Here is a 23,458-nt window from a genome sequence, read left to right as displayed (position 1 = left end):
GCCCCGGTCAAGCTGGTAGGCTAGGGGGTAGACTTTGAGCCCCGCCCATGTCCGTTTCCACCCGGCTGCTGCAGCTATTTCGCGAGCGCCACCCGACCGGCACCGTCGTGGCCGATCTGGTGCGCTTCGACGCCGGGGTCTACACGGTGCGCGCCGAGGTGCGCATCGATCGCCAGTGGGTGCTCGGTTCCGGACTCGCCGTACACGCCGATCTCGAAAGGGCCGAGGAGCGGGCGATCGAGCGCGCTTTGCAGGTGGCGGGCTTTGGGCTTGCAACCGAACCCACCCCCCGCGAACCGGCCACTGCGGTCTATGCCCCTCCGGCTTTCGAGCCGACTACAGCCTCGGGAGCGCTGCCGCTGTTTGAAGAGGAGCCGCTGCCTGCAGCCGTGAACGGCAACGGGCACGCGCCCTACGAACTGGAGCCGCCGGTGGATCTCTCGGACTTGCTCGCCCAGAGCGACGTGCAGATGCAGCGCATCGGCTGGGGTTCCAAAGAAGGGCGCGATTATCTGCAGCGCACCTTCGGCAAATCCTCGCGTCAGCAACTGGATGTAGCGGAGTTGCAGACTTTCTTGCGGCATCTGAAGGCCCAACCCAACCACCTCGCCCGCCGCAGCACCCAGGCGCCGTTTTGATGGGTGGTGCCGAACGGGTGATCGTGGCCCTCGATCTCGCGGACGCCCAGGCGGCCCGCGCCCTGGTGGAGCGCGCCCCGGCCGTGCGCTTCTGGAAAGTCGGACTGGAACTATTCACCGCCGCCGGTCCGGGCCTGATCGAATGGCTCAAAGCGCGCGGGTGCCGGGTGTTTCTCGATCTCAAATTTCACGATATTCCCAACACGGTGGCCGGGGCCTGCCGGGCGGCCACCCGCCTGGGGGTGGACCTGCTCACCGTGCATGCGACGGGGGGACAACCGATGCTGATGGCGGCGGTCTCCGCCTGCACAGGCGAAGCGGCCCGCCTCGGGAGCCCCGCCCCGGCGGTGCTGGCGGTGACCCTGCTCACCAGCCTGGACGCGCAGCTGCTCGAACAGCAGCTCTTGGTCAATGTCGGGGTAAGCGGCTATGTGGAGCACCTCGCGGTCCTGGCCGTGTCAAGCGGTGTGCAGGGGGTGGTCTGCTCGCCTCTGGAGACGGCCCTGCTGCGCGAGCGCTGCGGAAACGATTTTCTGATCGTCACCCCGGGCATTCGCCCGGGTGGGAGCGGCGAAGGCGACCAGCGCCGCACCCTAACCCCCGGCGAAGCGTTTGCCCGGGGCGCCGACTACCTGGTGGTGGGCCGCCCGGTGACGACCGCCCCCGATCCCCAGGTCGCATTCAAGGCCATCGTCGCGGAGGTCGGCGGATGATGCGTACTTTGTTGCCGGCCCTTGCTCTGGCTACCTGGCTGGCCCTCGCACCTGTGCCGACTCCCGCCGCTCCGGCCATCGAAGCCGAGCGGCTCGCAGAACAACTCACCGAGGTGCTGCCAAGTTACGTCAACCGCGCCTACACCCGCGAGCGCGTTCCCGGAAACCTGGTACTCACCAGCAACCCCCGGCTCACCCCAGCGGCGGGGGGGGCCGTCGCGATTCAGTTTCTTACCCTCGATCGCTTCTTACAGAGAGGCGAACTGTTCCCGGTGCTCGTCGAGCGGACTGTGGTGGTGGCCCCGAGCGGCGGCAGATGGTGGCTGAGCGATGTGCGCTCGGTATTTCGGCCCATCCCCGAGGAACTCGACGGCAAGCTCGGTCCCTACCTGGAGGACATTCCGGTGGCGCAGAACAGCCCACCCACCCTCGCCGGTTGGCCGCCCTATATTGCGCTGGAGAGCGCCTTTGCCCAGGCGGTCACCACCTGGCTTCGGGACGTCCAGCTTCCGGACCGTAAATAAATTCACGCATGCAGGCCGCACTCGGTCTTGGCCTTGCCCCGCCAGCGCCCCGAGCGCGGGTCCGCCCCGTCGGCCACCGGGGCGGTGCAGTTAAGAGGCGAGCAGCCGATCGACGGAAACCCCTCGTCGTGCAGGGGGTTATAGGGCAAATCGCGCTCGACAATGTAGGCCCAGACTTGCTTGTGCGTCCAGGTGGCCAGCGGATTGAACTTGACCATGCCGCGGCGCGAATCCCACTGCACGACGCCAATCTGGCCGCGGGTCGGCGACTGTTCGCGGCGCATGCCGGCAATCCAGGCTTTGTAAGGGGCGAGGGCGCGGTTGAGCGGCTCGACTTTGCGAATGGCGCAGCAATGATCCGGGTTGCGATCGTGCAGGCGCTCGCCGTAGATGGCATTTTGCTGAGCGACGGACATCAGCGGCCCCACCACCTCAAGCTGCAACTGCGGAAAGCGCGCGAGCACCCGGTCTTTGAGCGCCAGCGTCTCGGGAAAATGAAAGCCCGTCTCGAGGAAGAATGCCTGCGGCCGGGGCCACACCTTCACCAGCATGTCGAGCAAAATGATCGACTCGGGACCGAAGGCGCTCGCCAGCACCAACTTGTCGCCAAAACAGCGCACCGCTTCCGCCAGGATGGCCTCAGGAGCCAGATCCTCCCACTGCCGGGCCAGATGCTCCAGAGTCGTCTGGTCGATGCCCATCGCCGGTTGGTCCTGCAGTAAATTCACGTAAGCGCCCCTACCTGATTGCTCTGATTGTACAGTAAGCCCAGGGGAAAAAGAGAGATTTGCTCCCGTTATCTGCTTGACATTGCGGGAATTGACGTGGTTCCTCCAGGAACCGCCGGGGCCGACGGGCGGTCGTAGACAGGGAGTAGAGTAGGTTCTGAGATAATAGAGGACTTGCGACGATGCACCGCACATCCCGATGGACGCAGTGCAAACGGGTAATTGGGGCAGGGAGCCTCGCTCTGGCCCTCGCGGTCTGGGCGCCCGCAGCCCTGGCGGCCGACCCGTTTCGCACCGGCAGCGAGGCACGGCCGATCGGTCCGGCGCTGCAGATGGCCTTCGAGGACTTTTTCAAAAACGGCAACTACCTGAACGCCGGGGAAAAGCTCGACGTGGCCCAACGCCAGAATCCCGACGAACCGCTGGTCTACGGCCTGCAGGCAGCGATTGCCTACCAGAACGGCCAGGTGGACCGGCTGTTGGCGCTCGCCCAGAAGACCCGCGAGGTGGCCCAGGCGATGAACGGCAAAGATCCAGCCCGCTCCCATCTGTATCTGGGGATCGCCCAGGGCTTGGAGATCTCGACTTTCTACCTCAAAGACGGCATCCTGGCGCTGCCGCGCATGCTTACCTACGTGCCCGCGATGTTCGGCGAATTCAAGACGGCGCGCGAAAAGTCCCCGGACGACCCGGAGATCAATTTGTTCGTAGGCTATATCGACACGCTTTTGACCAAGCACGACGAAGCGATCAAAGAATTTCGCAAAGCCGCCCCGAATTATCTGTCTTACCGGGGTCAGGCGCTCGCCTGGCGCGACAAGAAAAACTACGAAGAGGCGTTGGCGATGGTCGATCAGGCCCTTGCCGCCGCCCCCACCAACCCGGATCTGTCCTATCTCAAAGGCCAGATCCTGGCGCTTTACAGCAAACCGGCCGAGGCGGTTGCCCACTTCGATCGGGCGATTTACCAGGGCAACCAGCTCCCCGAGAGCACCCGCAAGCAGATCCTGCGCGAGCGCGACGCCCAGGCGCGGCTGGCGGGGGATCTCTATACTCCTTTGCCCTCCGTGACTGTTACACCGCAACCTTGATTCGGTAGGCGCAAACCGATCGACAGATTGTCCGATTGCAGGCTCTACTGCGGGGGGGTAGCCAAATCCGTTGCCAAGACGCCTGGGGAAGCCGCTTGCACCCGGGGCCGCAATATTCCCGAGTTCTTCACCCGGCTCCGGCAAACATGGACAGTACAACGGAGCGTGCACCGTCGGCTTGCGGCAGTCGGACCGTACCGCGGCTGCACAGCCTCTGAAATATCCGACATTCCGCGAAGGACCATGGCTGCTCCCCTTGCTCCCGACGAGCCCCAACGCCTGGAGGCGCTCGAACGCTACCGGGTGCTCGATACCCCGGCGGAGGCCGTCTTTGACGACATCGTCGAAATTGCCGCGCGCCAGTGCCATATGCCGATTTCACTCATTTCGCTTATCGACCGCGATCGCCAGTGGTTCAAAGCCCGGGTGGGTGTCGAAGTGCAGCAGACGCCGCGTGAACTGGCCTTCTGTACCCACGCCATCTTGCAGCGCGAGACGTTCATCGTGCCCGACGCCCGCATCGACGAGCGCTTCTCCACCAATCCCCTGGTGATCCATTCGCCCCAGGTGCGCTTTTACGCCGGTACGCCGCTGGTAACCCCCGACAATCGGGCTCTCGGCACGCTGTGCGTCCTGGACTACCAGCCGCGGGAGTTTCCGCCCGACCAGCAAGACCGGCTCTGGCACCTCAACCGGCAGGTGATGATGTACCTGGAATTGCGCCGCAAGTTGCTGGCGTTGCAACAAACTATCCGCACCAGCCTGGACACGGCGACCCGTCGGCAAATCGACAGCGACATCTACCTGTTGCAAAGCCTGACCGAGGCTATTCAGGAAGCCCACGATTTTCATGGCGCCCTGCAACGGCTTTTGCAGTTTCTTTGCAAGGCGACGGGCTGGCCCATCGCCACCGCCTCGACCCCCAGCCCGGACGAGAGCGTTCTGGAAGCGAGCCCCGCCTATTACGCCGATGAAGAGCAACTGGCACACCTGCAAAAGTTGCGCGGCCACAAGAGCGCTCCCGGCATCGACCCGATGGAACTCGAACGCTTCCGAGGTTTAGGAGAGCGGTTGCTGTTCCGCCCGGGCGAAGGTTTGCAAGGGCGCATCTGGCTGAGCAGGCAACCGGAGAAATGGCCCTCCCAGACTTCGCTGCGCTCCCCCATCATCGAGATGCACGAGAAGGTGGCCCATGCCGCCGGACTCAAAACCGGGCTCGGCGTTCCTCTGATTGTCGAAGAACAGGTGCTGGCGGTACTGGTCTTCTTCAGTTGGGAAGCCCAGATGCCGATCGAACCGCTGCTGCGCCTGATGACCACCGTCACCCAACTGCAGGTGCAGCCGACGACGACGGTGGCGGCTGCACCGGTCCTCTAGCAGGATCAGCCCGGTTCCGGCCGACGCACCAGATCGCTTTCGAAAAATTTCATACCCAGCTTGAGTTTGCCCGGCACGATCTCCACAGAGCTGAGCACGAACTGGGCGACCTGGCGGCGAAAGTCGAACCAGGGCATCAAAAAACTGGTCATCACCGGCAAGCTCGGAAAAAATGGGATGCGCGCCAGCACGGCGCGCAGGATGACACCCGTGAGGCGCGGCTCGATCACCCGGTCTTCCCAGCGCACCCGGGCGGCGTTGAGTTGGATGAGCACCCGGTCGGCGTTGATGTCGGGAATCGCCGTGCCGCGCACCTCCACCTGGGCGGCAATCGTCGAGGAGACCAGTTCGCCGATGGCCGTGGCGTACTTGAGCAACAGCACCACCCCCAGGCTCACCGTCGCTTCGCCGTCGCCCAGCACGATCGAGCCGCTCTCGCCGCGCAGGAAAACCCGCCAGTCGCCCGCTTCCGCCGTCGGCACCTCCTCCAGGTTCGGTTGCTGAAAATCCAGGGCGATCCAGCGCTGCAAGCCCCGGTCGAGCACCGAGGCGTCCACCCAAACAGTCACTTCTTCCTGGGTGTTCTCGAGGGCCAAGCGGCGCTTCTGCTCGGTGATGCGCATGTCTTTGTTGCCTTCGAGCTGCGTCCAGCTGCCGTCAAGACCGACGGGCTTGAGGATCTGGAAAACTTCCTGCAGAACCGCCCGGGTCAATGCGCTGCTGCCGATGGGCAGACCGGCCAGTTCGAGTTTGGAGCGCTGGGGTTCGAAGGTCATCGCGCACAGTGCCTGGACACCCCTCCATCCTACCGGCAGTTGCCCGACCGCTTTGCCAGGCGAGCTCCCCGACAGAGGGGAGGCTCTACCGAAAGGTCGATTGGCCGCTCCAACCGCCGCGATACGGTTGGCGGGGAGGTTGCCGCTTCCGACAGGCGGGTGTTCCGGGAACAGGATGCCGGTCGGGCGGGTCTGCCTGGGGCGTAGGGTCACAAAAGCAACAGCGCATGGGGGACGGACGATGAAGGCAGTAGCGGATCGGGTCGGCTCCCCGAGGCCAACGCTGGGACTGACCGACGCGGTGGCGCTCATCGTGGGCATCGTCGTCGGGGCCGGCATCTTTGAGACCCCCGCGCTGGTGGCCGCCAACACCGGCGGGCCCCTCTGGACGCTGCTGGCCTGGCTGTTGGGGGGCGGCATTTCGCTGATTGGGGCGCTGTGCTACGCCGAATTGACCACGGCCTATCCCCACGCGGGCGGCAATTATTACTACTTGCTGCGCGCCTTCGGCCGGGATCTGGCCTTTTTGTACGCCTGGGCGCGGCTCGCGGTCGTGCAGACCGGTTCGATTGCGCTGCTGGCCTTTGTGAGCGGCGATTACGCTTCGCAGCTGTGGCGCCTGGGAGAGTACTCTCCGTCGATTTACGCCGCCCTGGTTATTGCCCTGTTCACCGCCCTCAACATTGCCGGCATCCGCCAGGGCGCCCGGACCCAGAACCTGCTTGCCGTCGCCACCGTGCTGGGCCTCGCCGCCGTTATCGTCGGGGGGCTGCTCGCCCCGGCCCCGGCCCAGCCGCTGGCGGCCCCCGCCCCCGCTTCCACAAATTTCGGCCTCGCGATGGTCTTCGTACTGCTCACCTACGGCGGCTGGAACGAAGCGGCCTATATCTCGGCGGAACTGCGCTCGGTAAAGCGCAACATGGTGCGCGCCCTGCTTGTGAGCATCGGGATCATCACAGCACTCTACCTGCTGGCCAATGTCGCCTTTATCCATGCTTTGGGAACGGCGGGAATGGCCGGATCTCAGGCGGTGGCCGCCGATTTGATGCGGCGGGTGGCGGGGGCGCCGGGGGCGGCGTTTATCAGCGCCCTCATCGTCGTCTGCGCCCTCAGCTCCGCCAACGCCTCGATCATCACGGGGGGGCGCACCAACTACGCCCTCGGGCAGGACTTTACACTGTTCCGCTTTTTGGGCCGCTGGCGGACAGGCACCGAGACGCCCGCCAACGCCCTGGCGGTGCAGGGGGTGATTGCCCTCGGGCTGGTGGTGCTCGGCACCGCCACCCGGGGCGGCTTCAAGACGATGGTCGAATACACCGCTCCGGTGTTCTGGCTGTTTTTCCTGCTCACGGGCGCGGCGCTTTTGGTGTTGCGCTCGCGCGACCCGCAGATAGAGCGGCCCTTCCGGGTGCCCCTCTATCCGCTCACACCGCTGTTGTTTTGTCTTATCTGCGGCTATATGCTCCAGGCGAGCCTCGCCTACACAGGCACCGGCGCCCTGGTGGGGGTGGCGGTGCTGTTGGTGGGCCTGCCGCTGCTGTGGATAGCCCGGCGCACGCGTACCGATTCTTGATGAGTGGAGGAAACCGATCGATGCAGCTTCGATCCAAAGTCGCCCTGCTGGGTGCCGTGGCGGCCCTCGCCGCCCTAGGCACCGCGAGCACCGTTTCGCTGGCCCAGACTGCCGCCCCCGAGGCCGGCACCCAGGTCAAGACCGAAGTCAAATCCCCCAAGCGCGATCCCGACGTGGTCTACGTGCCCACCCCCCAGGAGGTGGTCGACCAGATGCTCACAGTCGCCAAAGTCGGCAAGGACGATGTGATCTACGACCTCGGCAGCGGCGACGGGCGCATCGTGGTCACCGCCGCCAAGCAGTACGGCGCGCGCGGCATCGGCATCGACATCAACCCGGCGCGCATCGTCGAAGCCAATGAGAACGCCCGTAAAGCCGGGGTCACCAACCAGGTGCGTTTTCTCGAACAAGATCTCTTCGAGACCGACCTCAGCGAAGCGACCGTCGTAACGCTCTATTTGCTGCCGGATCTCAACGTCAAGCTCCGTCCGCGGCTTTTTAGTCAGCTCAAGCCCGGCACCCGCGTCGTCTCCCACGCCTTCGACATGGGCTCCTGGAAACCCGACCGTGTGCTCAAGGTCAAAGATTCGACCGTCTACTACTGGGTGATCCCCGAGAAAGTCCCGGAAAACTTGCGCTAGGCCATCGAAGCGGGCGGCAGTTCTTCGATAAGGGCCAGGGCCACCTGGGCAAACGCCTCCTCACCGAGCGCGGCAAACAGCTTCGCCGCCGTCACCGCGTCGGAGCGGCCCGCCGCTTCGCCCATCGCCAGGCGGCAACGCGCCCGACCCAGGTAAGCGCTTGCGTAGGCGGAGTCGAGGGCGATAGCGGCGGTAAAATCGGCGGCGGCCCCGGCCGGGTCGCCCAGAGCCGAGCGCGCTTCGCCGCGGTTGTAACGGGCCGGGGCAAAGCGCGGATCGCAGCGCACGGCAAAACTGGCATCGGCAATGGCCTGCTGCGGGCGAGCGCAGGCCGAGTGTGCGGCGGCGCGGTTGCTCCAGAATTCGGCGCGCTTTGGAGAGAGGCGAATGGCCCGATCGTAATCGGCGAGCGCCGCCTCAAGGCGACCCGCCCCGGCGTGCAGCGCCCCGCGATTGCCGTAGGCGGCAGCAAAATCGGCTCTGGCGGCGATGGCTCCATCCAGATCGGCGAGCGCTCCCTCGCGATCGCCGCTGCGCACCCGCGCCAGGCTGCGGTTGTAGAGGGCCAGCGGGTGGGTCGGTTCGAGACTCAATGCCTCGCTAAAATAGGCAGCGGCCCGTTCCGGTTCATCCAGGTGCAAACAGGCGATCCCCAGGTTGACCAGGGCTTCGATACTCTCGGGGTCACAGCGGTGGGCGGACTCGTACTCGGCCGCCGCCGCGCGCCAGTCGCCCCGGCGCACCCGGGCGTAGGCGCGATCGAGGTGGTATTCGGCGTCGATGAGCGCTTTGAGCCCCATGGGTAGTGTAACTACTCCTCAGATGACTCTAACCGACGCTGCAGTGAATTGAGAATCCCCGGTTGGCGGGAAGCCATGCGCGCCTTACCGGCGGCGGCCCACTGCTGGAGCGCTTCGATCTGCTCCTGGGCGGTGCGCGCCAGGGGCACGATCTGGGTGATCGCCTGCAGGATATCGTCGGTGGTAAAGTCGCGGCTTTGCGAAAAACCCGTGTGCATTGCTTCGACGATGATCTGCTCGATTTCAGCCCCACTAAAATCCGGCGTCTCGTAGGCGAGGCGGTCGATGTCGTAGGCGCGCAGATTGTGGGGCCGCAGCTTGCCCAGGTGCACCTGAAAGATTTCCTGGCGCTCGGCCTGCGAAGGCAGATTGACGAAGAACACCTCGTCGAAGCGGCCCTTGCGCAGCAGTTCCGGCGGCAGGCGATGCACGTCGTTGGCGGTGGCCACCACAAAGACCGGCGAGGTCTTCTCGGCCATCCAGGTGAGAAACGTCGCAAACACGCGGCTGGCCGTCCCGGCATCGCCGCCGGTGGGATTGCCGAAGGTTTTGTCGATTTCATCGGCAAAGAGCACACACGGGGCGAGGGCCTCGGCCAGCTGGATCATCTGGCGGGTGCGCGCCTCCGACTCGCCCACCAGGCCCGCAAAAAGGCGCCCGACATCGAGCCTGAGCAGGGGCAGATGCCAGTGGTGGGCGATCGCCCGGGCGGTGAGCGATTTGCCGGTGCCCTGCACCCCGACCAACAGCAATCCGCGCGGGTGCGGCAGCCCGTAGCGGCGGGCCTGATCGCTGAAGGCCGCCCCGCGCCGCATCAGCCATTCTTTGAGCTGGTCGAGGCCGCCGATGTCGGTGATCGACTCGGTGGCCGGGTAGAACTCCAGAATCTGGGTCTGGCGAATTTTTTGTTTTTTCTCTTCGAGAATCAGTTCGAGGTCCGAACTGTCGAGCGAACCCGAGCGGGCAATCGCTTTGCCCACCACCTGGCGCACCCGGTTGAGGGAGAGCCCCTGACAGGCCTTGACCAGCTCCTCGCGCTGAAACCCCTGGACGGGCGCCCGGCTACCCAGCAGCAGCTCGATTTCGCGGTCGATTTCTTTGCCGGTGGGCAGCGGAAATTCGAGCACCGTCACCTCCTCGGCCAGATCCGCCGGAACCACAAGGCGCGGCGCCAAGAAGATCACCGTCTTGGGCTGGGCGCGCAGGCGGCGGGCCAGATTGCGCAATTTGCGGCCGATGGCGATGTCTTCGAGAAAGCGGTGAAAATCGCGCAGCACGAAGACCGCCTGGGCATCGGGCCGCACTTTCTCGACAAATTCGAGGGCCGCCAGCGGATTGGAACGGGCAAAACCGGCATCGACGCCCTCGTGCTGGTAGCCTTCCACAAAGTCCCAGCAGTAGACGGTCCGGCCGCTCGCCCGGGCAATCGCCTGCTCGGCGCGCTCTTCTTCGGTCGAGACAATATACAGCAGCGGGTAGCGGGCGCGAATCAGCAAGTCCAGTTCGGCGGCAAAGTCCATGGCGCGGGCAAGGTGGGATACGCTTTCTTCCCATTGTTGGCCTGCTTATCGCCGGGAGCAAGCTATTCGCGGTGGGTCTGCACGGTGCTTCGACGGCTCATGCGGTAGGTAAACTCGCTCACCGACGGATTGGGCTTGCTTGGGTCGATCGTACCGGTCGTCTGCAACCACAACCGGCTCGGCGCCACCTCGCCGGTGACCTGCCCGTCGTCGCCGCGGGTGCAGATGATCCACACCTGCCCGTGATCGGGGCAGAAAAACGCTTCGATCCAGCGGCTGCGGTCGACCCAGGTGGTGATGTCGGTGTGCAACAGCACGGCCTTCTTGCGGGTGATGCCCGTCAGTTCGCGGGTCTGCTCGGCGCTGCTCGAAAAGAGGTGATGCTTCTGACCACAGCCGCGCCAGAGGCGCTCTCCACAGGAAGGGCAATCGATTTCAACGCGGTTCAACGAGCGGTTGCGCTTGCGAGCCATGCATCCTCACAATTAGGGAACAGGTCGGCGGTCCAGCCTGCTCTTTAGGATAGAGGAAAGTCCTTCAGCTCTGGTATAAATCGCTACTATTTTGCGAAAAAACGGTCGTGGCCGCCTGGCCTTTTCTCAAAGTCGTACCCGGTGCGGGTGCGCCCAGATCGAATTTACCAGAGCGGATCGCTATAGAGTTGTACAGTGATTTCGCCGCTGCCCCGCACGGGGGTGATGCAGGAGCACACTGGACCCTGGCCGTCGATTTCGACTTCGCAAGCATGGCACGATCCCATCAGGCAACCGGTCGGAATGCGCACGCCGGCGCGCTCGGCACATTCGAGCAACAGTTCGCCGCTCTGGGCGGTCACACTCAGGTTATCGGGCAGAAAGTGCACCCGGATCGGGGATTGCTCAGCCATGGCGCACCTTGGGGTGAATGGGATCATTATCGCTCTGGCCGCCGGCCATGACGACCTGGGTGACATCAAAGCAGCGGCGAGCGTTGTTGTCGATGACCGCGAGCAGCCGCAGGCGGTTGGTGCGCAAGGTTTCGTCGGGCACCATCACCATCACGGCATCAAAAAAGCAGCTGACCTGGGGGGCGAGTTCACCGAGGGCACCCAGCAGGGCGGGATAATCCTCTTGGGCCTCGGCGGCCTCGGCGGTGGCGGCAAACTTTTGGACCGCCTCGCGCAGCGCTGCTTCTGCCGGGTCGGCCACCAGCTGCGCATCGAAGTGTTCGAGGGTGAGATCGCCAATCCCGGCCTTACCCGCCAGGCGGGCGACGCGCACGGCAGTCTCGTAAATCTGCGCAAGCAGCCCGCTTTTGCGGGCGGCCACCAGCGTGTCGAGCCGCAACTTCAGGGCGCGCAGGTTGGCCAGGGCGCGGCGGGTGTAGCCGGTATCCACGGCTCCCAGCACGGCGAGCACCAGATCGTAATCGAGGCCGTCGCGCTCGACGAGCAGGCCGTAGAGCCTCTGGGCGAACCAGTCGCACAGCTGCTCGAGGAGGGTATCGGCGGGTTGCTTGAGCAGTTGTCGGGAGACGAATAGTTCAACGGTGAAGCCGAGGGCTTCCACGAGATCCAGCTCAAAGTCGGTGTCCCAGCCGATGCGCACCACCGTGAGGGCGGCGCGGCGCAGGGCGAACGGGTCGGAGGAGCCGCTCGGGAGCATCCCCAGGCCGAAGATGCCCACCAGCGTCTCCAGGCGATCGGCGATCCCGACTACCTGTCCGGTCAGGCTCGCAGGCAGGTCGTCCTCGACGTTGCGCGGCTGGTAGTGCTCGGCGATGCCTGCACAGACCAGCGGCTCCTCGCCGTCGAGGCGGGCGTAGTCGCGCCCCACCAGTCCCTGCAGTTCGGGAAATTCGTAGACCATCTGGGTGGCCAGGTCCGCTTTGCACAGGTGGGCGGTGCGCGCCACCAGCCGGGTCTGCTCGCCCCCCAGGCCCAGATGCCCGCACAGCCAGAGGGCGATCGCTTCGAGGCGCTCGACGCGCTCGGCCACCGAACCGAGGCTCTCCTGAAAGGTGACCGATTGCAGTTTACCGAGGAACTTCTCCAAAGGCTGTTTGCGGTCCTCTTCAAAGAAGAAGCGGCCGTCGGCGAGGCGGGCGCGGATCACCCGGCCGTTGCCCCGGGCAATCAGTTCGCTGTAGCGCGGGTCGCCGTTGCTCACGGTGATGAAGCGGGGAATCAAGGCTTCGGGATCGCCCGGTTGGTGCAGGGGAAAGTAGCGCTGGTGGGTGATCATCTCGGTTTTGATCACCGGAGCGGGCAGGCTCAAAAATTCGCTCTCGAACTGCCCCGCCACCGCCGTCGGCCACTCCACCAGAAAATTGACTTCCTCCAGCAGGGCCGCCGGTACCGCCGCCTCCGCCCCCAGTTGCTCCGCCACCGCCGCGATGCCGGTGCGGATGCGCTCGCGCCGCACCTCGGGGTCGGCGAGCACAAAGGCCGCTGTGAGGGCCGCCGGGTAGTCGGCGGCGGTGGCCAGTTCGATCGGTTCGGGATGGAGCACCCGGTGGCCGCGGCTGGTGCGCCCCGCGCTCACCCCGGCCATTTCCACCGGCAGCACTTCACTATCCACCAGGGCCACCAGCCAGCGAATCGGGCGGCTGAAGCGCAAGTCGCCGTCGGCCCACCGCATCAGCCGCGGCCCTTCGAGGCCGGTTATCCACTCGGGGATCTGCTCGGCGAGCAGCTGGGTCACCGGTCGGCCCTCGATGCGGCGCACGGCGAAGACGACTTCACCCTTCTCGGTGGCGCGCACGCTCAGCTCGCCCACCGCCACGCCGGCTTTGCGCGCGAAACCTTCCGCCTGCGCAGTGGGGCGGCCCCCGGCATCGAAGGCTACCCGGGCGGGGGGGCCTTTGAGTTCTTCTTCGCGGTCGGGCTGGCGCTCGGGCAACCCCTCGGCGAGCACCGCCAGTCGCCGGGGGGTACCAAATAACTTCAATGTTTCCGCTGTGATCTGCGCTTCCGCCAAAGCGGAACGCACCCGCGCCTCCAGTTGGGCCAGGGCGCCGGGCACAAAGCTCGCGGGCAATTCCTCGGTGCCGATTTCAAGCAGAAACGTGGCCATGCCTGTTCTCGAAAGCCTTCCCAGTGTACCTTAGGGGGTTTGCAGGCCCACTTGCCGGTGCGGCAAGCGGGCCTATGATGAAACCCAGGCAAGGAGCGCGCGGCAATGAACAAGATGACTCCCGAAGAAATCGAGACGGCCCTCAAGCCGATTGCAGACTGGCAATTGAGCGAAGCGGACGGGGCAACCGCCATCGAGCGGGTCTTTCGCTTCGACGATTTTGTGCAGGCGATCGCCTTCGTGAACAAAGTGGCCGAGCGGGCCGAGACCGCCGGACACCACCCGGACATTCATATCCACTACAACCGTGTGCGGCTGGTGCTGAGCACCCACGACGCAGGCGGAGTGACCTCCAAAGACCTCGAGATGGCGGCGGCCCTCTAGACGCGGACGGCGGCGATCCCCGGCCCCTGGGTTTTTAAGTCACAATGGGCTAAATACCGTCCTTTAAATTCGAAGGAGCGTGCATGTTTGTCCTGGCGGCGATTCTGGTCCTGGGCGTCTTAATTGTGGTCCACGAACTCGGACATTTTCTGGCCGCCCGGCTGCAGGGCATCCACGTCAACCGCTTCTCGATCGGCTTCGGCCCGGTGCTGCTGCGCTACCAGGGACCCCAGACCGAGTACGCCCTGCGCGCGCTGCCCCTGGGCGGCTACGTCGGCTTTCCCGACGACGACCCGGACAGCAAAATCCCCGCCGACGACCCGGACCTGCTCAAGAATCGCCCCATCCTCGATCGGGCGATCGTAATCAGCGCCGGGGTGATCGCCAACATCGTCTTCGCCTACATGATCATGGTCGGGGTGATCTTCTTTGCCGGGGTGCCCGAGGCCAAGGAGCAGCCCGGCATCCTCGTGCAGCAGGTGGCCAAAGAAGTCAGCTCCGCCGCCGCCCAGGCCGGGATCAAAGCCGGCGACGTCGTGCTTGCCGTCGACGGCAAGGCGCTTGCCGGCAACACCGCGGGCGTCGACCAGTTGCGCCGGGCCATCGAATCCCACGCCGGCCGGCCCCTGACTTTTGCCGTCGAGCGCGACAAAGAGCGGCGCACTGTGCAGATTGTCCCTGATGCCAACGGCAAGATCGGCGTGAGCCTGGTACCCAACCAGACCGTCGAGCGTCGCCCCGCCCGCGACCTGGGCGAAGTCTTCCAGCAGGGCTCCGAAGGATTTGGACGCATCATTGGCCTTACCGTCGAGAACTTCCGGATGCTCTTTACCGGGCGGGCGGGCCTCAACGAGGTGGCTGGTCCCGTGGGCATCGTCGCCATGACCGCCAACCTGGCCGAGAGCGACATCAACAATCTGTTCTTCCTGGCGGCGCTCATCTCGGTCAACCTGGCCGTGATCAACATCCTGCCCCTGCCCGCCCTCGACGGCGGCCACCTCGCTTTTTTGCTCATCGAGGCGATTCGCGGCGGCAAACCGCTCCCCAACAACATCCAGGAAAAAGTGATGCAGACGGGGCTGGTGGTCCTGTTGGGCCTGGCACTGCTGCTCATCTTCAAAGACTCGCTCACCTTGCTGCGCAACGGCGGTTCGATGCTGCCGTAGAGCCTAAGTGAAAGCGCGCGTTCTCTAGAAAGGGGGCCGTCAGTAGAGATTGTGCAAGCTCGAAAATATCCCTGAGCTGTCAGGCACAGGTGAAACGTTGATTTTTCGTAGGCTGAAACGCCGTGCTTTCGTTGAAAAGTCCCAAAGTGACCGAGCAGGATAAACAGCCCCTAATAGGAGGCCACCAATTTCCGGGGGGTGCCTGCGGTGCTTGGGTTTTCAGGTCTTTCTGAGGCGGTGTCGAGTGGGCGAACTTCCCCGGGTCGTTTGGAGCTTTTCCGAAGAGAAAACGGGGTTTCCCCTTCAGAACTTGCCCTATCCCCTGGAAATTGATGGCCTCCAAAAGTACCCCACGCTGTACCCACAGGGCATTGCCGCAGCGCTTACTTTCGCCGCTGTACAGCCAGCGGGGCATCCGCTGGCGCAGCGGCTCCGCGAGTATCGCCAGCGTCTGGCACTCTCATTGAGGTGAAGTGTGAAGAAGAAGAAGTCGTCGATCCTTGAGGCTGTCCATAAAACGGCCCGTGGCCTGTACGAGGCAGAAGCCATCGACCAGCTCACGATGCGCAAGTTCGATGTCTTGTGCTTACCGCCAGTCCCAGAGCTAGCGCCTGAGCAGATCAAGAGCATCCGCGAAACAGCGCGGATGAGCCAGGCAGTGTTCGCGGCCACGCTTAACACCAGCACTTCAACGATTCAGAAATGGGAAGTGGGGCAGAAAAAACCCAGCGGACCGGCCCTGAAGCTGCTGCACCTGGTCAAAGACCGGGGTGTCGAAATCCTCGCCTGAATGTTGCTTGAATTGCTATGAGCGGCACACAGGATTTTTGGCAGGACGCCGAAGCGATCCACACCTACAGCCGCGGCGAGGCCCTCGCCGATGGCGTGCTTGTTGAGCTGATGGACGGGAAGATGGCGGCGGTATGCCGACGTTACTACAAGTGGCCGATGGTTTGCACCGCTGCCGTTTGGGAACTGATCACCCAGCTTGCCGCCGAGACACCGTGCTCGCCCGGGGTGGACCCCAGGCCGATTGTGGATAGTGAGTTGGTCGGGCTGCTGCCCCCGGTGCCGAGGAAGGGAGGGACCGGTCGCCCGACTGCTGGAGCAGACCGCCGATGCCATCGAGGCGCAGGTACAATCGAGCCAGGAGCGCGTCGGATTGCTGGGTGTCACCCTGCTTTTGGCGGCCCTGCGTGCCAACCCGAGACTGCTGACCGAGTTTGTGAGCAAAAGCAACATGCAAAACATCCTCACGAAAACCCCCTTCTTCCAGGAACCCGTCCGGGAGCAACTTCAGGAAGCCCGCCTCGATACCAGGCGTGCCGATCTGCTCCGGGTGCTGGCGCGCAAGTTCGGTTCGCTGGCCGAAGATGTCGCCCAGCAAGTGCAGGTGATCGCGCAACCCCAACGCCTCGAACAACTCCTCGACCTGGCCGTCGACGCGACGGATCTCGACGCCTTCCGCTCCGACCTGCGGCTTTGAGGGGCGGGCGGATCGGTCGGGCAGGCGGTGGATTGGGGAGCGCGAACTGCGCGAACTGTTGCGCTCGGGCGATCCTATGCCCGAGGCGAAACGCCTCTACGCCCAACGCGAAATCGAGAACCGCCGCGCCCGGCGGCGCCTCGCCGAATTGTTGTTCGACGCACAATCCGCACGACCGCCAACAGGAGAGCAATAATGTCCAAACGCAACGTGGTTTATCCCGCCGGCCGTCAGGCGCTCTACGATCTCAACAACTACTCGCCCGCGATCCGGTCTGGCGACCTGCTGTTCGTATCGGGGCAGGTTGGCAGCCGCGAGGACGGGTCGCCCGAACCCGACTTCGAGAAGCAGGTGCAGCTCGCGTTCGACAACCTCAACGCGATCCTCGAAGCCGCCGGCTGCACGTTCGATGACGTGGTGGACGTCACCACCTTCCACACCGATCCGAAGGCGCAAATCGAGACCGTCGCCGCGGTTCGCCTGAAGGCGATCGGCGAAGCGCCCTATCCCAACTGGACCGCGGTCGGCGTCAACTGGCTGGCTGGCTTCGACTTCGAGATCAAGGCTATTGCCCGCGTCCCATCGGCCGACTGACCGCCGCTCCCCGGACGACCCATAGACAGCGCAACGAACAAGAGTGCTATTCGACGACGCCACCCCGTCCGACGTGCCCGAACTCGTCGCGCTGATTAACGCCTCCTACCGTACCCCCGGCAACAAGCCGGGCTGGACCGACGAGCGGGAGTTTCTGGAGGGCACACGGACCGACGCGGACGCGCTCGGTGCCGAACTCGATACCGGACGCTGTCTGATTGGACGACAGAGCGCCGACGGCCCGATCGCGGCGTGTGCGAGGATCGCGCCGGAGAACGACGGTGCCTGGTATGTGGCGTCGATCGCGGTGGACACAGCACAGCAGGGCAAGGGAACGGGGCGCGAGATCCTCGCCGAAGTTGAGCGACAGGCCCGAGCTGCCGGTGTGCCCGCCTTGCGCATCACCGTCATCAATCTACGCCACGAGCTTATCGCGTGGTATGAGCGCCGCGGCTTCGTCCGCACCGGGGAAGGTCACCCTGTTCCTGTTCGGGCAGCTGGACGATTCCACACCGACGGACCTGGCCGCCGAACGTCAGCGATCGCTTCCAGCCAACGATCGGCGAGAGGTGATCGTTGTGCCGGAAGCCCAGCACCTGGGGCTTATCGCTCCCGACCGGTGCACGCCGTTCGACCGCCTCGACCACTTCAGCCCCGTGGTCCTGGCCACGATCGATCAATGGGTCGACGGTCTGGTCGCCAAGCGTGGTCTTATACCCAAAAACCGGTCCAACAATTTGGGAGCACACCAGTCGTGTTCGAGCTTTTCCGTGGGTAATGGTAATAAATGGCCCGAGTGAAGCCTCGATTGTTCTGGTGTTGGAGGGACATCAAGCGCTCACCATACCCATCAACTCGATATAGAGCGCCGAGCAGACCAGGCTGCCGATGTAGACCCGGCGGCCGTACTGGGGATGGACGACGACGTGGCAGCCGCCCGCCGCTTCAATCGGAAACCCGGTGACCGTCCGCACCGCCCGGATGTCGCTCCAGTTGGCCGTACTCCAGAAGCGGGGCCGGTCACTCTCCCGGGTTGCCACAGGCAGGCCGTCGACCGGGTCGAAGACCGTGGCGCGGTAGCCGCGCCGGTGCAGGGTGCGGGCCAGACCCAGGGCACCGGCGATAAAGCGCTCGCGCGCTGCATCCTTGGCCTGTTCCGCTGCGTCGCTAAAATCGCACAGATCCACGCCGGTGTCCTGGAAAAAGAGCGCCAGCGAGTTGGGGGGCTCGGGCCAGCCCGGCAGCAGGCCGCGCCAATCGCCTCTGAATAGTCCCGCCGCCGGATACCAGAGAATCTGCACGAGCGTACAAGGTGGAGGATTCGCCTCCGGCTATTTTAATCGGCCTCGGGGATTCAAAACCGGCGACACAGCAACAAACCGAAGCGCCGCGCCGGATCGCTGTAGCGCTGGATGGCCGCGAGTCCGTGACTTTGCAACTCGGCTGCGAGCACGTCCAAATCAAATTTGCGCGAGATTTCGGTCATGATCGCCTCACCTGACGCAAGCTGTACGGTCAAGTCCAACCGATCGAGCCGGACGCTCTGAGCTTCGAGGCTCTCGAGATAAATCTCGATCTGCCGCGCCTGCTCGTGATAAAAAGCGAGGTGCCGAAAGCGATCCAGATTAAAATTGCCACCGTAGCGCCAGTTCAGGTGGCGCAGCATGTTGAGGTTGAACTGGGCGGTGACGCCCTCGCGGTCGTTATAGGCGGCTTCGAGGGTAGCGGTGTCCTTGTGCAGATCTACCCCCAGCAAAAAATACTCGCCCGGAGCGAGGGCCGCCCCCACCCGGCCAAAAAATGCGTCGCACTCCGCCGGGGTGAGATTGCCCAGGGTGCTGCCCAAAAAAGCGATCATCCGGCTGGCCAGCAAAGTCGCGGGCAAACCGGCCAGCCCCTGCTCGAAGGTGCCCACCAGTCCGTGCACCGTCAAATCCGGGTAGTCGATCAGCAGGGCGCGGGCGCTGCTTTCGAGAATGCCGGCGCTCACGTCGATGGGCAGGTACCGCCGACGCACTTTTTTGTAAGCGTCGAGCAACAGGCGCACCTTGGTGGCGCTGCCGCTGCCGAGTTCCACCAGCTCGCACTCGCCGGTGATTCGGGCTATCGCTGCGGCGCGCTCCCGCAAAATGGCGGTCTCGGTGCGGGTCAGATAGTACTCCTCCAAACCGCAGATCCGCTCGAAGAGCGCCGAACCGGCGTCGTCATAAAAGTAGCGCGGCGGCAGGGTCTTCGCCGAAGCGCTCAATCCCGCCACCACATCGGCCCCCTCACCGGCCACTACCGCCACTGTGGCCAGATGCTCGACGTGCAGGCGCAGGAGCGCCTCTCGCTGGGCCATCGATTGGGAAAGGGACATGGCTTCTCCTGGAAAATAGGGACTCACAGCGAACGGGCGCAGCGAAAACCGGCGAAGGGCACCCGCTGAGCGGGTTCATACCAGTTGCGAAAGCTCGGGCGCAGTACCGCCGGACCACTCGCCCAGCTTCCGCCTTTGAGCACCCGGTGGCCGTCGTCGAAGTAGGCGGCGGAGTAACCGGTGTAGGGATAACTCACAAAGCCCGGATAAGGGTGAAACCAGGTGGCGGTCCACTCCCAAACGTTGCCCAGCAGATCGTCCAGCCCCAGGGCACTGCGCCCGGCCGGATGGATGCCGACCGCCGCGCGGCCGGTGCCGGTCCGGCCCGCCTCCGGCGGCACCTCTCCCCAGGGATAGGTACGAAAAGTGCCCCGCGTCGGATCGTAGCGGGCGGCTTTTTCCCACTCGGCCTCGGTGGGTAGCCGCTTGCAGGCGAAACGGGCGTAAGCTTCCGCCTCGTAATAGCTCACACCCATTACCGGCCGGTCGTCGGGAGCGCTCCAGTAGAGGGGCCTGTGGACAGGATGCTGAGAAAGCCAACGCCGGCCGCTTGCTGACCAGAAGTGCGGCTCGCCGTAGCCGCCCGTGTCGATAAACGCCTGGAATTGCCGTTGGGTGACTGGGTAGCGGTCGATCCAGTAGCCTTCGAGATGGACCTGCCGGGCGGGCCGCTCGTTGTCGAGGGCTTCGGTCGCGTCGCTGCCCATCAACGCTTCTCCCGGCTCGACGCGGATCATCTCGTCGGTGTCGGCCCCCGAAAAGATGGCCTCCCCGGCCGGAGTTGGAGTCAATAGTTGCAACAGCCAGCGCATCGTCTCGGCGTGCTGGCTTTCGTGCTGCACCAGAAAATGCCACAGCCGCGCTTCTGCGGACAATCCCGGCTCGCGATCGAGGCAGGCAAGCACCTGTTCGCGCACTTGCCGCACATAGCCGTAGATTTCGGCGGTCGCAGGCAGCGACGTGCGCTGGGCCTTGGGCAGGGCGTCGACGGCGAAGATGCGGCCGAACTCGGGGGCCGGGCGCGGCAGACCGGCACAACGTTCGAGAATCCAGAGCCCCTCGGTGAAGGCGATGTGCCCCAGATGCCAGCCCACCGGGCTGTAGTCGGGGTGGGCCTGGCGACAAAAATGCTCCCGCTCGACGCCCGCAAGCATGGCGAAGGTGGCTTCGCGGGTCGCAAATAACCGCTGCGGCAGAAAACGGGCGCGACTGGCGGCAATTTGGACCGGTTCTTGAACCACACTCGACTCCGAGACGACGGCGATCCCAAACTTCAGGATCCTACCACTGGGGGCCGGGGGTCCCCATGATCGGTATCACAGATAACCGGCCGGTCGTGACCCATCTCACGGAGTCACGCCGGGAGTTGGCACCACGGTACACTCGTGTCCATGATCTGGCTGATTGGCGGCACCAGTGAGAGTCGCAGTATCGCCCAGGCACTCGCCGGGGCCAGAGTTCCCTGGGTGGCGACGGTGACCACGGCGCGGGCTGCCGGACTCTACACGGGTCTGCCGGGGGAGGTGGGGGTCGGTCCCCTCAACACCGAAGCCTTGGGGGCTTTTTTGGCCGCCCACCGGCCCCTGGCGGTGGTCGATGCTTCCCATCCTTTTGCTGCGCAGATTTCGCGGCTGGCCATGGCCGTAGGGTTGCCGTATTTGCGCTACGAGCGACCGAGTGTGTCCCTGGCACCCGAAACGGAGCAATTTCCCGATTTCGCAGCGCTCGTCCATTCGCAGGTGCTCGATGGGCGCCGGGTGCTGCTCACCGTGGGCGTCAAAGCGCTGCCGCTTCTGGCTCCTTTGCAGGGGCGGGCCGCGCTCTGGGCGCGGGTATTGCCCGAATCGGCCGCACAGGCGCACTCGGCCGGCTTTGCCCTGAACCGGCTCATCCTCACCCGCCCACCAGTAGATGCCGGGGCGGAGCGGGAGTTGTGGCAACGGCTCGCTGTCGATACGGTGGTCACCAAAGAAGGCGGCGAAGCGGGCGGGGTCGACGTCAAGCAAGTCGTTGCCCGGCAGTTGGGCGTGCGTCTGGTGGTAATTGCCAGGCCCACCCTTGCCTATCCCCGCCAGACAGCCAATTTGTCCGAAGTTCTGGCCTTTGCCCAGAAATTTTTACACCCGGCATTAGATCAGTAGAATCGACGTATCGTCCCGCTTTTTTCGATGAGCACTGAGCAACGCCTGGACAACATCGATGCCCGATTGGATCGGTTGGTTACGGTGGTCGAGCAGACCAACCTCAGTATCCGCGAAGGGTTCCGCCAACACTCCGAGAGCATTCGCGAGGGGTTTCGTCAACAGTCCGAACTGATGCGCGAAGATTTTCGTCGACAGTCCGAACTGATGCGCGAGGGGTTTCGTCAACAGTCCGAAATGGCTCAGGCCGGTTTCGAGCGTCAGTCCCAGGTGCTCGCTAGGCAGTCTGAAAGCATCGACCGGCTCGACCGCAACCTCGACCGCTTGGCCGGGATGGTCTCCCAGATGGTGCGGGCGAGTTCTGAGAACCTGGCTGCCGCCCGAGCGGCGGCGGAGGCGGCCCGCGAGTCTGCCCAGGCCGCCAAAGAATCCGCGTACTGGGCACGCAATGGGCTCGATACGATCCGCGAAGTCCTAGAAGAGTTGCGCGATCGCCGCGACTGAAGACCCGCTCTTCAGCGCGGCGGCAGACCGGCTGTCTGGCCGCAGCTGTGCATGCGCATCATTACCTCCGCCGAGCGCAATTGCTGGGGGATGATCGTCCGCGCGGTGCGGCCTTCCTCCGAGAGATCCGGACCGTTGCCGAGTACCACGACGCTGTGCAGCAACTCCGTCGAGCCGTTGATCGAGCGGGCCTCTAGGGCGTAGGAGGCACCCGGAAACAGCACGTTGTTGGGGACGGCGGTCGGGTCGAGACCGAGCAATCGGCCCAACTGAAACATCGCCTGCTGGGTGATCACCTCCGGGTGCCGCCAGCGGTAGCCCGCCGCAAACAAGCCCTCGCGCCGCTGCTTGAGGGGCAGCCGCACGACCGCCAGTCGCGAATCGTCACTTACCAGATAACTGCTGAAATCCGGGTACTGTTCGTAGGTCTCGACGCGCACATCGGCGGCTTCGGGATCGCCCACCATTACAAAAGGCTCGCTCGCCGCGCGGCGCGTGAAGCCCGCCATCAGCCGGTTCCAGCGTTCCGTTGACTTGGCGATTGCTTCGAGCAATACCGACGGGACCGGTTCGGGGCTATCTTGCAGGCGCGGATCGACATACACCTTGAGCGGAAAGCATCCTTCCAGGTACGCTCCGCCCGAGCGGACGGTGATCGTGAACTCGATCGGGCCGGGCGGCACAGCGGCCACCGTGCGGCCGATCGCTTCATTCAAGCTGCGGCGGACTTCCTCCAGTTCCGGTCCCGGCGGCAGTTCGCTCACCAGTTCCGGTTCGACCACCGCGCCGCTGAGGAGCACCGTCGCCCGCACCCGGACGGTGGCATCGCTCATCAGGCGGGGCAGCTGCCAATTCTCGACCACCGACTGGCGCACCGCTTCGCCGTGGCGGGCATTGGTAGTCGTGGCGTTCAGTTCGATAGGAGGCGAAGTTTGCGCCCACACCTGTTGGGCGAACGTCCCGAGCAGGAGCAGGCAGAAAAGTAGCTTATACATAAAATTTTGGCGTTGGTACCGATTCCCGGGCGGGGATCGGGAGGGTTACGGCGACAGTGTACCAGCGCCATCCGGGCGGGAAAGCCTTTATGAGGAATCTACACAACTCACCAAGCGGTTCGCCTCAGCGGTTCTGTTCGATGAGCTTCTCGCTGTGGGCGATTCCCTCGTCGGTGATGGCAATGCGCAGATTGGTCCGCTCGATGTAGCCGGACTTTTGCAGGGCTTTGCACACGTCCTGCACTTCTTTGAAGGGCAAACCCGTCGCCGCCTGCACTTCACCTAAGAACGTGGCGCGATCGAGGTCTTCGAGGGTGAGGTGGTAGATCGCCTTAAGTACCCTGCGCTCGTGGTTCTGCCGGTCTGCAAATTTCATCGCTGTGCGCCCATGGACA

The 23,458-nt window shown here is 64.4% G+C and carries 27 protein-coding genes and 2 pseudogenes; 17 read left to right on the top strand and 12 right to left on the bottom strand.

Annotated elements, in window-relative coordinates; translation table 11 throughout:
- Positions 1 to 47: 47 nt before the first annotated feature.
- The 3 genes from GLL_RS08605 to GLL_RS08595 are packed head-to-tail and all read left to right on the top strand — an operon-like array spanning position 48 to position 1,875.
- Positions 48 to 638, top strand: a complete 591-nt coding sequence (locus tag GLL_RS08605) for a hypothetical protein (RefSeq protein WP_011141658.1) — start codon at positions 48 to 50, stop codon at positions 636 to 638.
- A complete protein-coding gene (pyrF, locus tag GLL_RS08600) occupies positions 638 to 1,351 on the top strand; it encodes an orotidine-5'-phosphate decarboxylase (RefSeq protein WP_011141657.1) in 714 nt (237 codons plus the stop codon). Before GLL_RS08605 ends, pyrF begins: the two co-directional genes overlap by 1 nt.
- On the top strand, positions 1,348 to 1,875 hold the full coding sequence (locus tag GLL_RS08595; RefSeq protein ID WP_011141656.1) for a hypothetical protein: 528 nt from the start codon (positions 1,348 to 1,350) through the stop codon (positions 1,873 to 1,875). Before pyrF ends, GLL_RS08595 begins: the two co-directional genes overlap by 4 nt.
- A 2-nt stretch (positions 1,876 to 1,877) precedes the next feature.
- Here the strand turns inward: GLL_RS08595 and GLL_RS08590 are convergent, their stop codons facing one another.
- Positions 1,878 to 2,603: a phosphoadenylyl-sulfate reductase gene (locus GLL_RS08590; RefSeq protein ID WP_011141655.1), complete on the bottom strand. Its 726-nt coding sequence runs from the start codon at positions 2,601 to 2,603 to the stop codon at positions 1,878 to 1,880.
- Positions 2,604 to 2,785: 182 nt separating this feature from the next.
- Between GLL_RS08590 and GLL_RS08585 the strand changes: the two genes are divergently transcribed.
- On the top strand, positions 2,786 to 3,694 hold the full coding sequence (locus tag GLL_RS08585) for a Sll0314/Alr1548 family TPR repeat-containing protein (RefSeq protein WP_011141654.1): 909 nt from the start codon (positions 2,786 to 2,788) through the stop codon (positions 3,692 to 3,694).
- Between the two features lie 243 nt (positions 3,695 to 3,937).
- Entirely contained in the window at positions 3,938 to 5,071 is a 1,134-nt protein-coding gene (locus tag GLL_RS08580) for a GAF domain-containing protein (protein ID WP_011141653.1), read from the top strand.
- A gap of 5 nt (positions 5,072 to 5,076) precedes the next feature.
- Here GLL_RS08580 and GLL_RS08575 read toward each other — a convergent pair whose 3' ends face one another.
- Positions 5,077 to 5,847 (bottom strand): hypothetical protein, encoded by a 771-nt coding sequence (locus GLL_RS08575; protein ID WP_164928825.1) that lies wholly within the window; start codon positions 5,845 to 5,847, stop codon positions 5,077 to 5,079.
- A 241-nt stretch (positions 5,848 to 6,088) separates the two neighbouring features.
- Here GLL_RS08575 and GLL_RS08570 point away from each other — a divergent pair, with 241 nt between their 5' ends.
- Both GLL_RS08570 and GLL_RS08565 read left to right on the top strand, forming a co-directional pair.
- Complete coding sequence (locus GLL_RS08570) at positions 6,089 to 7,420, top strand: APC family permease (protein ID WP_011141651.1); 1,332 nt, start codon at positions 6,089 to 6,091, stop codon at positions 7,418 to 7,420.
- Between the two features lie 20 nt (positions 7,421 to 7,440).
- Positions 7,441 to 8,061 (top strand): SAM-dependent methyltransferase, encoded by a 621-nt coding sequence (locus GLL_RS08565; RefSeq protein WP_164928824.1) that lies wholly within the window; start codon positions 7,441 to 7,443, stop codon positions 8,059 to 8,061.
- Here the strand turns inward: GLL_RS08565 and GLL_RS08560 are convergent.
- The 5 genes from GLL_RS08560 to glyS form a co-directional block, all read right to left on the bottom strand.
- A complete protein-coding gene (locus tag GLL_RS08560) occupies positions 8,058 to 8,861 on the bottom strand; it encodes a tetratricopeptide repeat protein (protein WP_011141649.1) in 804 nt (267 codons plus the stop codon). The genes GLL_RS08565 and GLL_RS08560 overlap by 4 nt on opposite strands.
- Before the next feature lie 11 nt (positions 8,862 to 8,872).
- Positions 8,873 to 10,381, bottom strand: coding sequence for an AAA family ATPase (locus GLL_RS08555; RefSeq protein WP_011141648.1), 1,509 nt, complete (start codon positions 10,379 to 10,381; stop codon positions 8,873 to 8,875).
- 62 nt (positions 10,382 to 10,443) lie between these two features.
- Entirely contained in the window at positions 10,444 to 10,854 is a 411-nt protein-coding gene (locus tag GLL_RS08550) for a hypothetical protein (protein ID WP_011141647.1), read from the bottom strand.
- A gap of 164 nt (positions 10,855 to 11,018) precedes the next feature.
- Positions 11,019 to 11,267 (bottom strand): 2Fe-2S iron-sulfur cluster-binding protein, encoded by a 249-nt coding sequence (locus tag GLL_RS08545; protein ID WP_011141646.1) that lies wholly within the window; start codon positions 11,265 to 11,267, stop codon positions 11,019 to 11,021.
- Complete coding sequence (glyS, locus tag GLL_RS08540; RefSeq protein ID WP_011141645.1) at positions 11,260 to 13,434, bottom strand: glycine--tRNA ligase subunit beta; 2,175 nt, start codon at positions 13,432 to 13,434, stop codon at positions 11,260 to 11,262. Before glyS ends, GLL_RS08545 begins: the two co-directional genes overlap by 8 nt.
- 105 nt (positions 13,435 to 13,539) lie before the next feature.
- Between glyS and GLL_RS08535 the strand changes: the two genes are divergently transcribed.
- The 8 genes and pseudogenes from GLL_RS08535 to GLL_RS23200 all read left to right on the top strand — a co-directional run bounded on the left by GLL_RS08535 (position 13,540) and on the right by GLL_RS23200 (position 17,864).
- Positions 13,540 to 13,818, top strand: a complete 279-nt coding sequence (locus GLL_RS08535; RefSeq protein ID WP_011141644.1) for a 4a-hydroxytetrahydrobiopterin dehydratase — start codon at positions 13,540 to 13,542, stop codon at positions 13,816 to 13,818.
- Between the two features lie 83 nt (positions 13,819 to 13,901).
- On the top strand, positions 13,902 to 14,984 hold the full coding sequence (rseP, locus tag GLL_RS08530) for an RIP metalloprotease RseP (RefSeq protein ID WP_011141643.1): 1,083 nt from the start codon (positions 13,902 to 13,904) through the stop codon (positions 14,982 to 14,984).
- A 475-nt stretch (positions 14,985 to 15,459) separates the two neighbouring features.
- Entirely contained in the window at positions 15,460 to 15,774 is a 315-nt protein-coding gene (locus tag GLL_RS08525; RefSeq protein ID WP_011141642.1) for a helix-turn-helix domain-containing protein, read from the top strand.
- 17 nt (positions 15,775 to 15,791) lie between these two features.
- Positions 15,792 to 15,971 (top strand): annotated as a pseudogene (locus GLL_RS23665) (DUF6573 family protein); the annotation flags it as partial.
- A gap of 55 nt (positions 15,972 to 16,026) precedes the next feature.
- Positions 16,027 to 16,470, top strand: coding sequence for a hypothetical protein (locus tag GLL_RS08520; RefSeq protein WP_011141641.1), 444 nt, complete (start codon positions 16,027 to 16,029; stop codon positions 16,468 to 16,470).
- Between the two features lie 195 nt (positions 16,471 to 16,665).
- Positions 16,666 to 17,064 (top strand): RidA family protein, encoded by a 399-nt coding sequence (locus GLL_RS08515; protein WP_011141640.1) that lies wholly within the window; start codon positions 16,666 to 16,668, stop codon positions 17,062 to 17,064.
- Positions 17,065 to 17,107: 43 nt separating this feature from the next.
- Positions 17,108 to 17,476 (top strand): annotated as a pseudogene (locus GLL_RS23660) (GNAT family N-acetyltransferase); the annotation flags it as partial.
- Positions 17,477 to 17,504: 28 nt separating this feature from the next.
- Positions 17,505 to 17,864 (top strand): hypothetical protein, encoded by a 360-nt coding sequence (locus GLL_RS23200; protein WP_231848427.1) that lies wholly within the window; start codon positions 17,505 to 17,507, stop codon positions 17,862 to 17,864.
- Between the two features lie 30 nt (positions 17,865 to 17,894).
- Here the strand turns inward: GLL_RS23200 and GLL_RS08505 are convergent, their stop codons facing one another.
- The 3 genes from GLL_RS08505 to GLL_RS08495 are packed head-to-tail and all read right to left on the bottom strand — an operon-like array spanning position 17,895 to position 20,664.
- On the bottom strand, positions 17,895 to 18,365 hold the full coding sequence (locus tag GLL_RS08505) for a methylmalonic aciduria and homocystinuria type D protein (protein ID WP_011141638.1): 471 nt from the start codon (positions 18,363 to 18,365) through the stop codon (positions 17,895 to 17,897).
- 53 nt (positions 18,366 to 18,418) lie between these two features.
- A complete protein-coding gene (egtD, locus tag GLL_RS08500; RefSeq protein ID WP_164928823.1) occupies positions 18,419 to 19,423 on the bottom strand; it encodes an L-histidine N(alpha)-methyltransferase in 1,005 nt (334 codons plus the stop codon).
- A gap of 23 nt (positions 19,424 to 19,446) precedes the next feature.
- Positions 19,447 to 20,664 (bottom strand): ergothioneine biosynthesis protein EgtB, encoded by a 1,218-nt coding sequence (locus GLL_RS08495; RefSeq protein ID WP_011141636.1) that lies wholly within the window; start codon positions 20,662 to 20,664, stop codon positions 19,447 to 19,449.
- A 150-nt stretch (positions 20,665 to 20,814) separates the two neighbouring features.
- On the opposite strand from GLL_RS08495, the gene GLL_RS08490 reads away from it, so the two are divergent.
- Together GLL_RS08490 and GLL_RS08485 are read left to right on the top strand one after the other, a co-directional pair.
- The gene (locus GLL_RS08490; protein ID WP_164928822.1) at positions 20,815 to 21,564 is read left to right on the top strand and encodes a cobalt-precorrin-6A reductase; all 750 of its coding nucleotides are present in this window, start codon (positions 20,815 to 20,817) and stop codon (positions 21,562 to 21,564) included.
- Positions 21,565 to 21,591: 27 nt separating this feature from the next.
- The gene (locus GLL_RS08485) at positions 21,592 to 22,068 is read left to right on the top strand and encodes a hypothetical protein (RefSeq protein ID WP_011141634.1); all 477 of its coding nucleotides are present in this window, start codon (positions 21,592 to 21,594) and stop codon (positions 22,066 to 22,068) included.
- Between the two features lie 11 nt (positions 22,069 to 22,079).
- On the opposite strand, the gene GLL_RS08480 is transcribed toward GLL_RS08485, so the two are convergent.
- Together GLL_RS08480 and GLL_RS08475 are read right to left on the bottom strand one after the other, a co-directional pair.
- Positions 22,080 to 23,063 (bottom strand): hypothetical protein, encoded by a 984-nt coding sequence (locus tag GLL_RS08480; protein WP_011141633.1) that lies wholly within the window; start codon positions 23,061 to 23,063, stop codon positions 22,080 to 22,082.
- Positions 23,064 to 23,187: 124 nt separating this feature from the next.
- Positions 23,188 to 23,439 carry a hypothetical protein gene (locus GLL_RS08475; protein ID WP_164928821.1) on the bottom strand — a complete coding sequence of 84 codons (252 nt, stop codon included), beginning with the start codon at positions 23,437 to 23,439 and terminating at the stop codon, positions 23,188 to 23,190.
- Positions 23,440 to 23,458: the final 19 nt, after the last annotated feature.

It is taken from the genome of Gloeobacter violaceus PCC 7421, assembly GCF_000011385.1.
GTDB lineage: Bacteria > Cyanobacteriota > Cyanobacteriia > Gloeobacterales > Gloeobacteraceae > Gloeobacter > Gloeobacter violaceus.
Note: the sequence above shows the minus strand (reverse complement) of the source record. Positions and strands in the feature narration are given on the sequence as shown.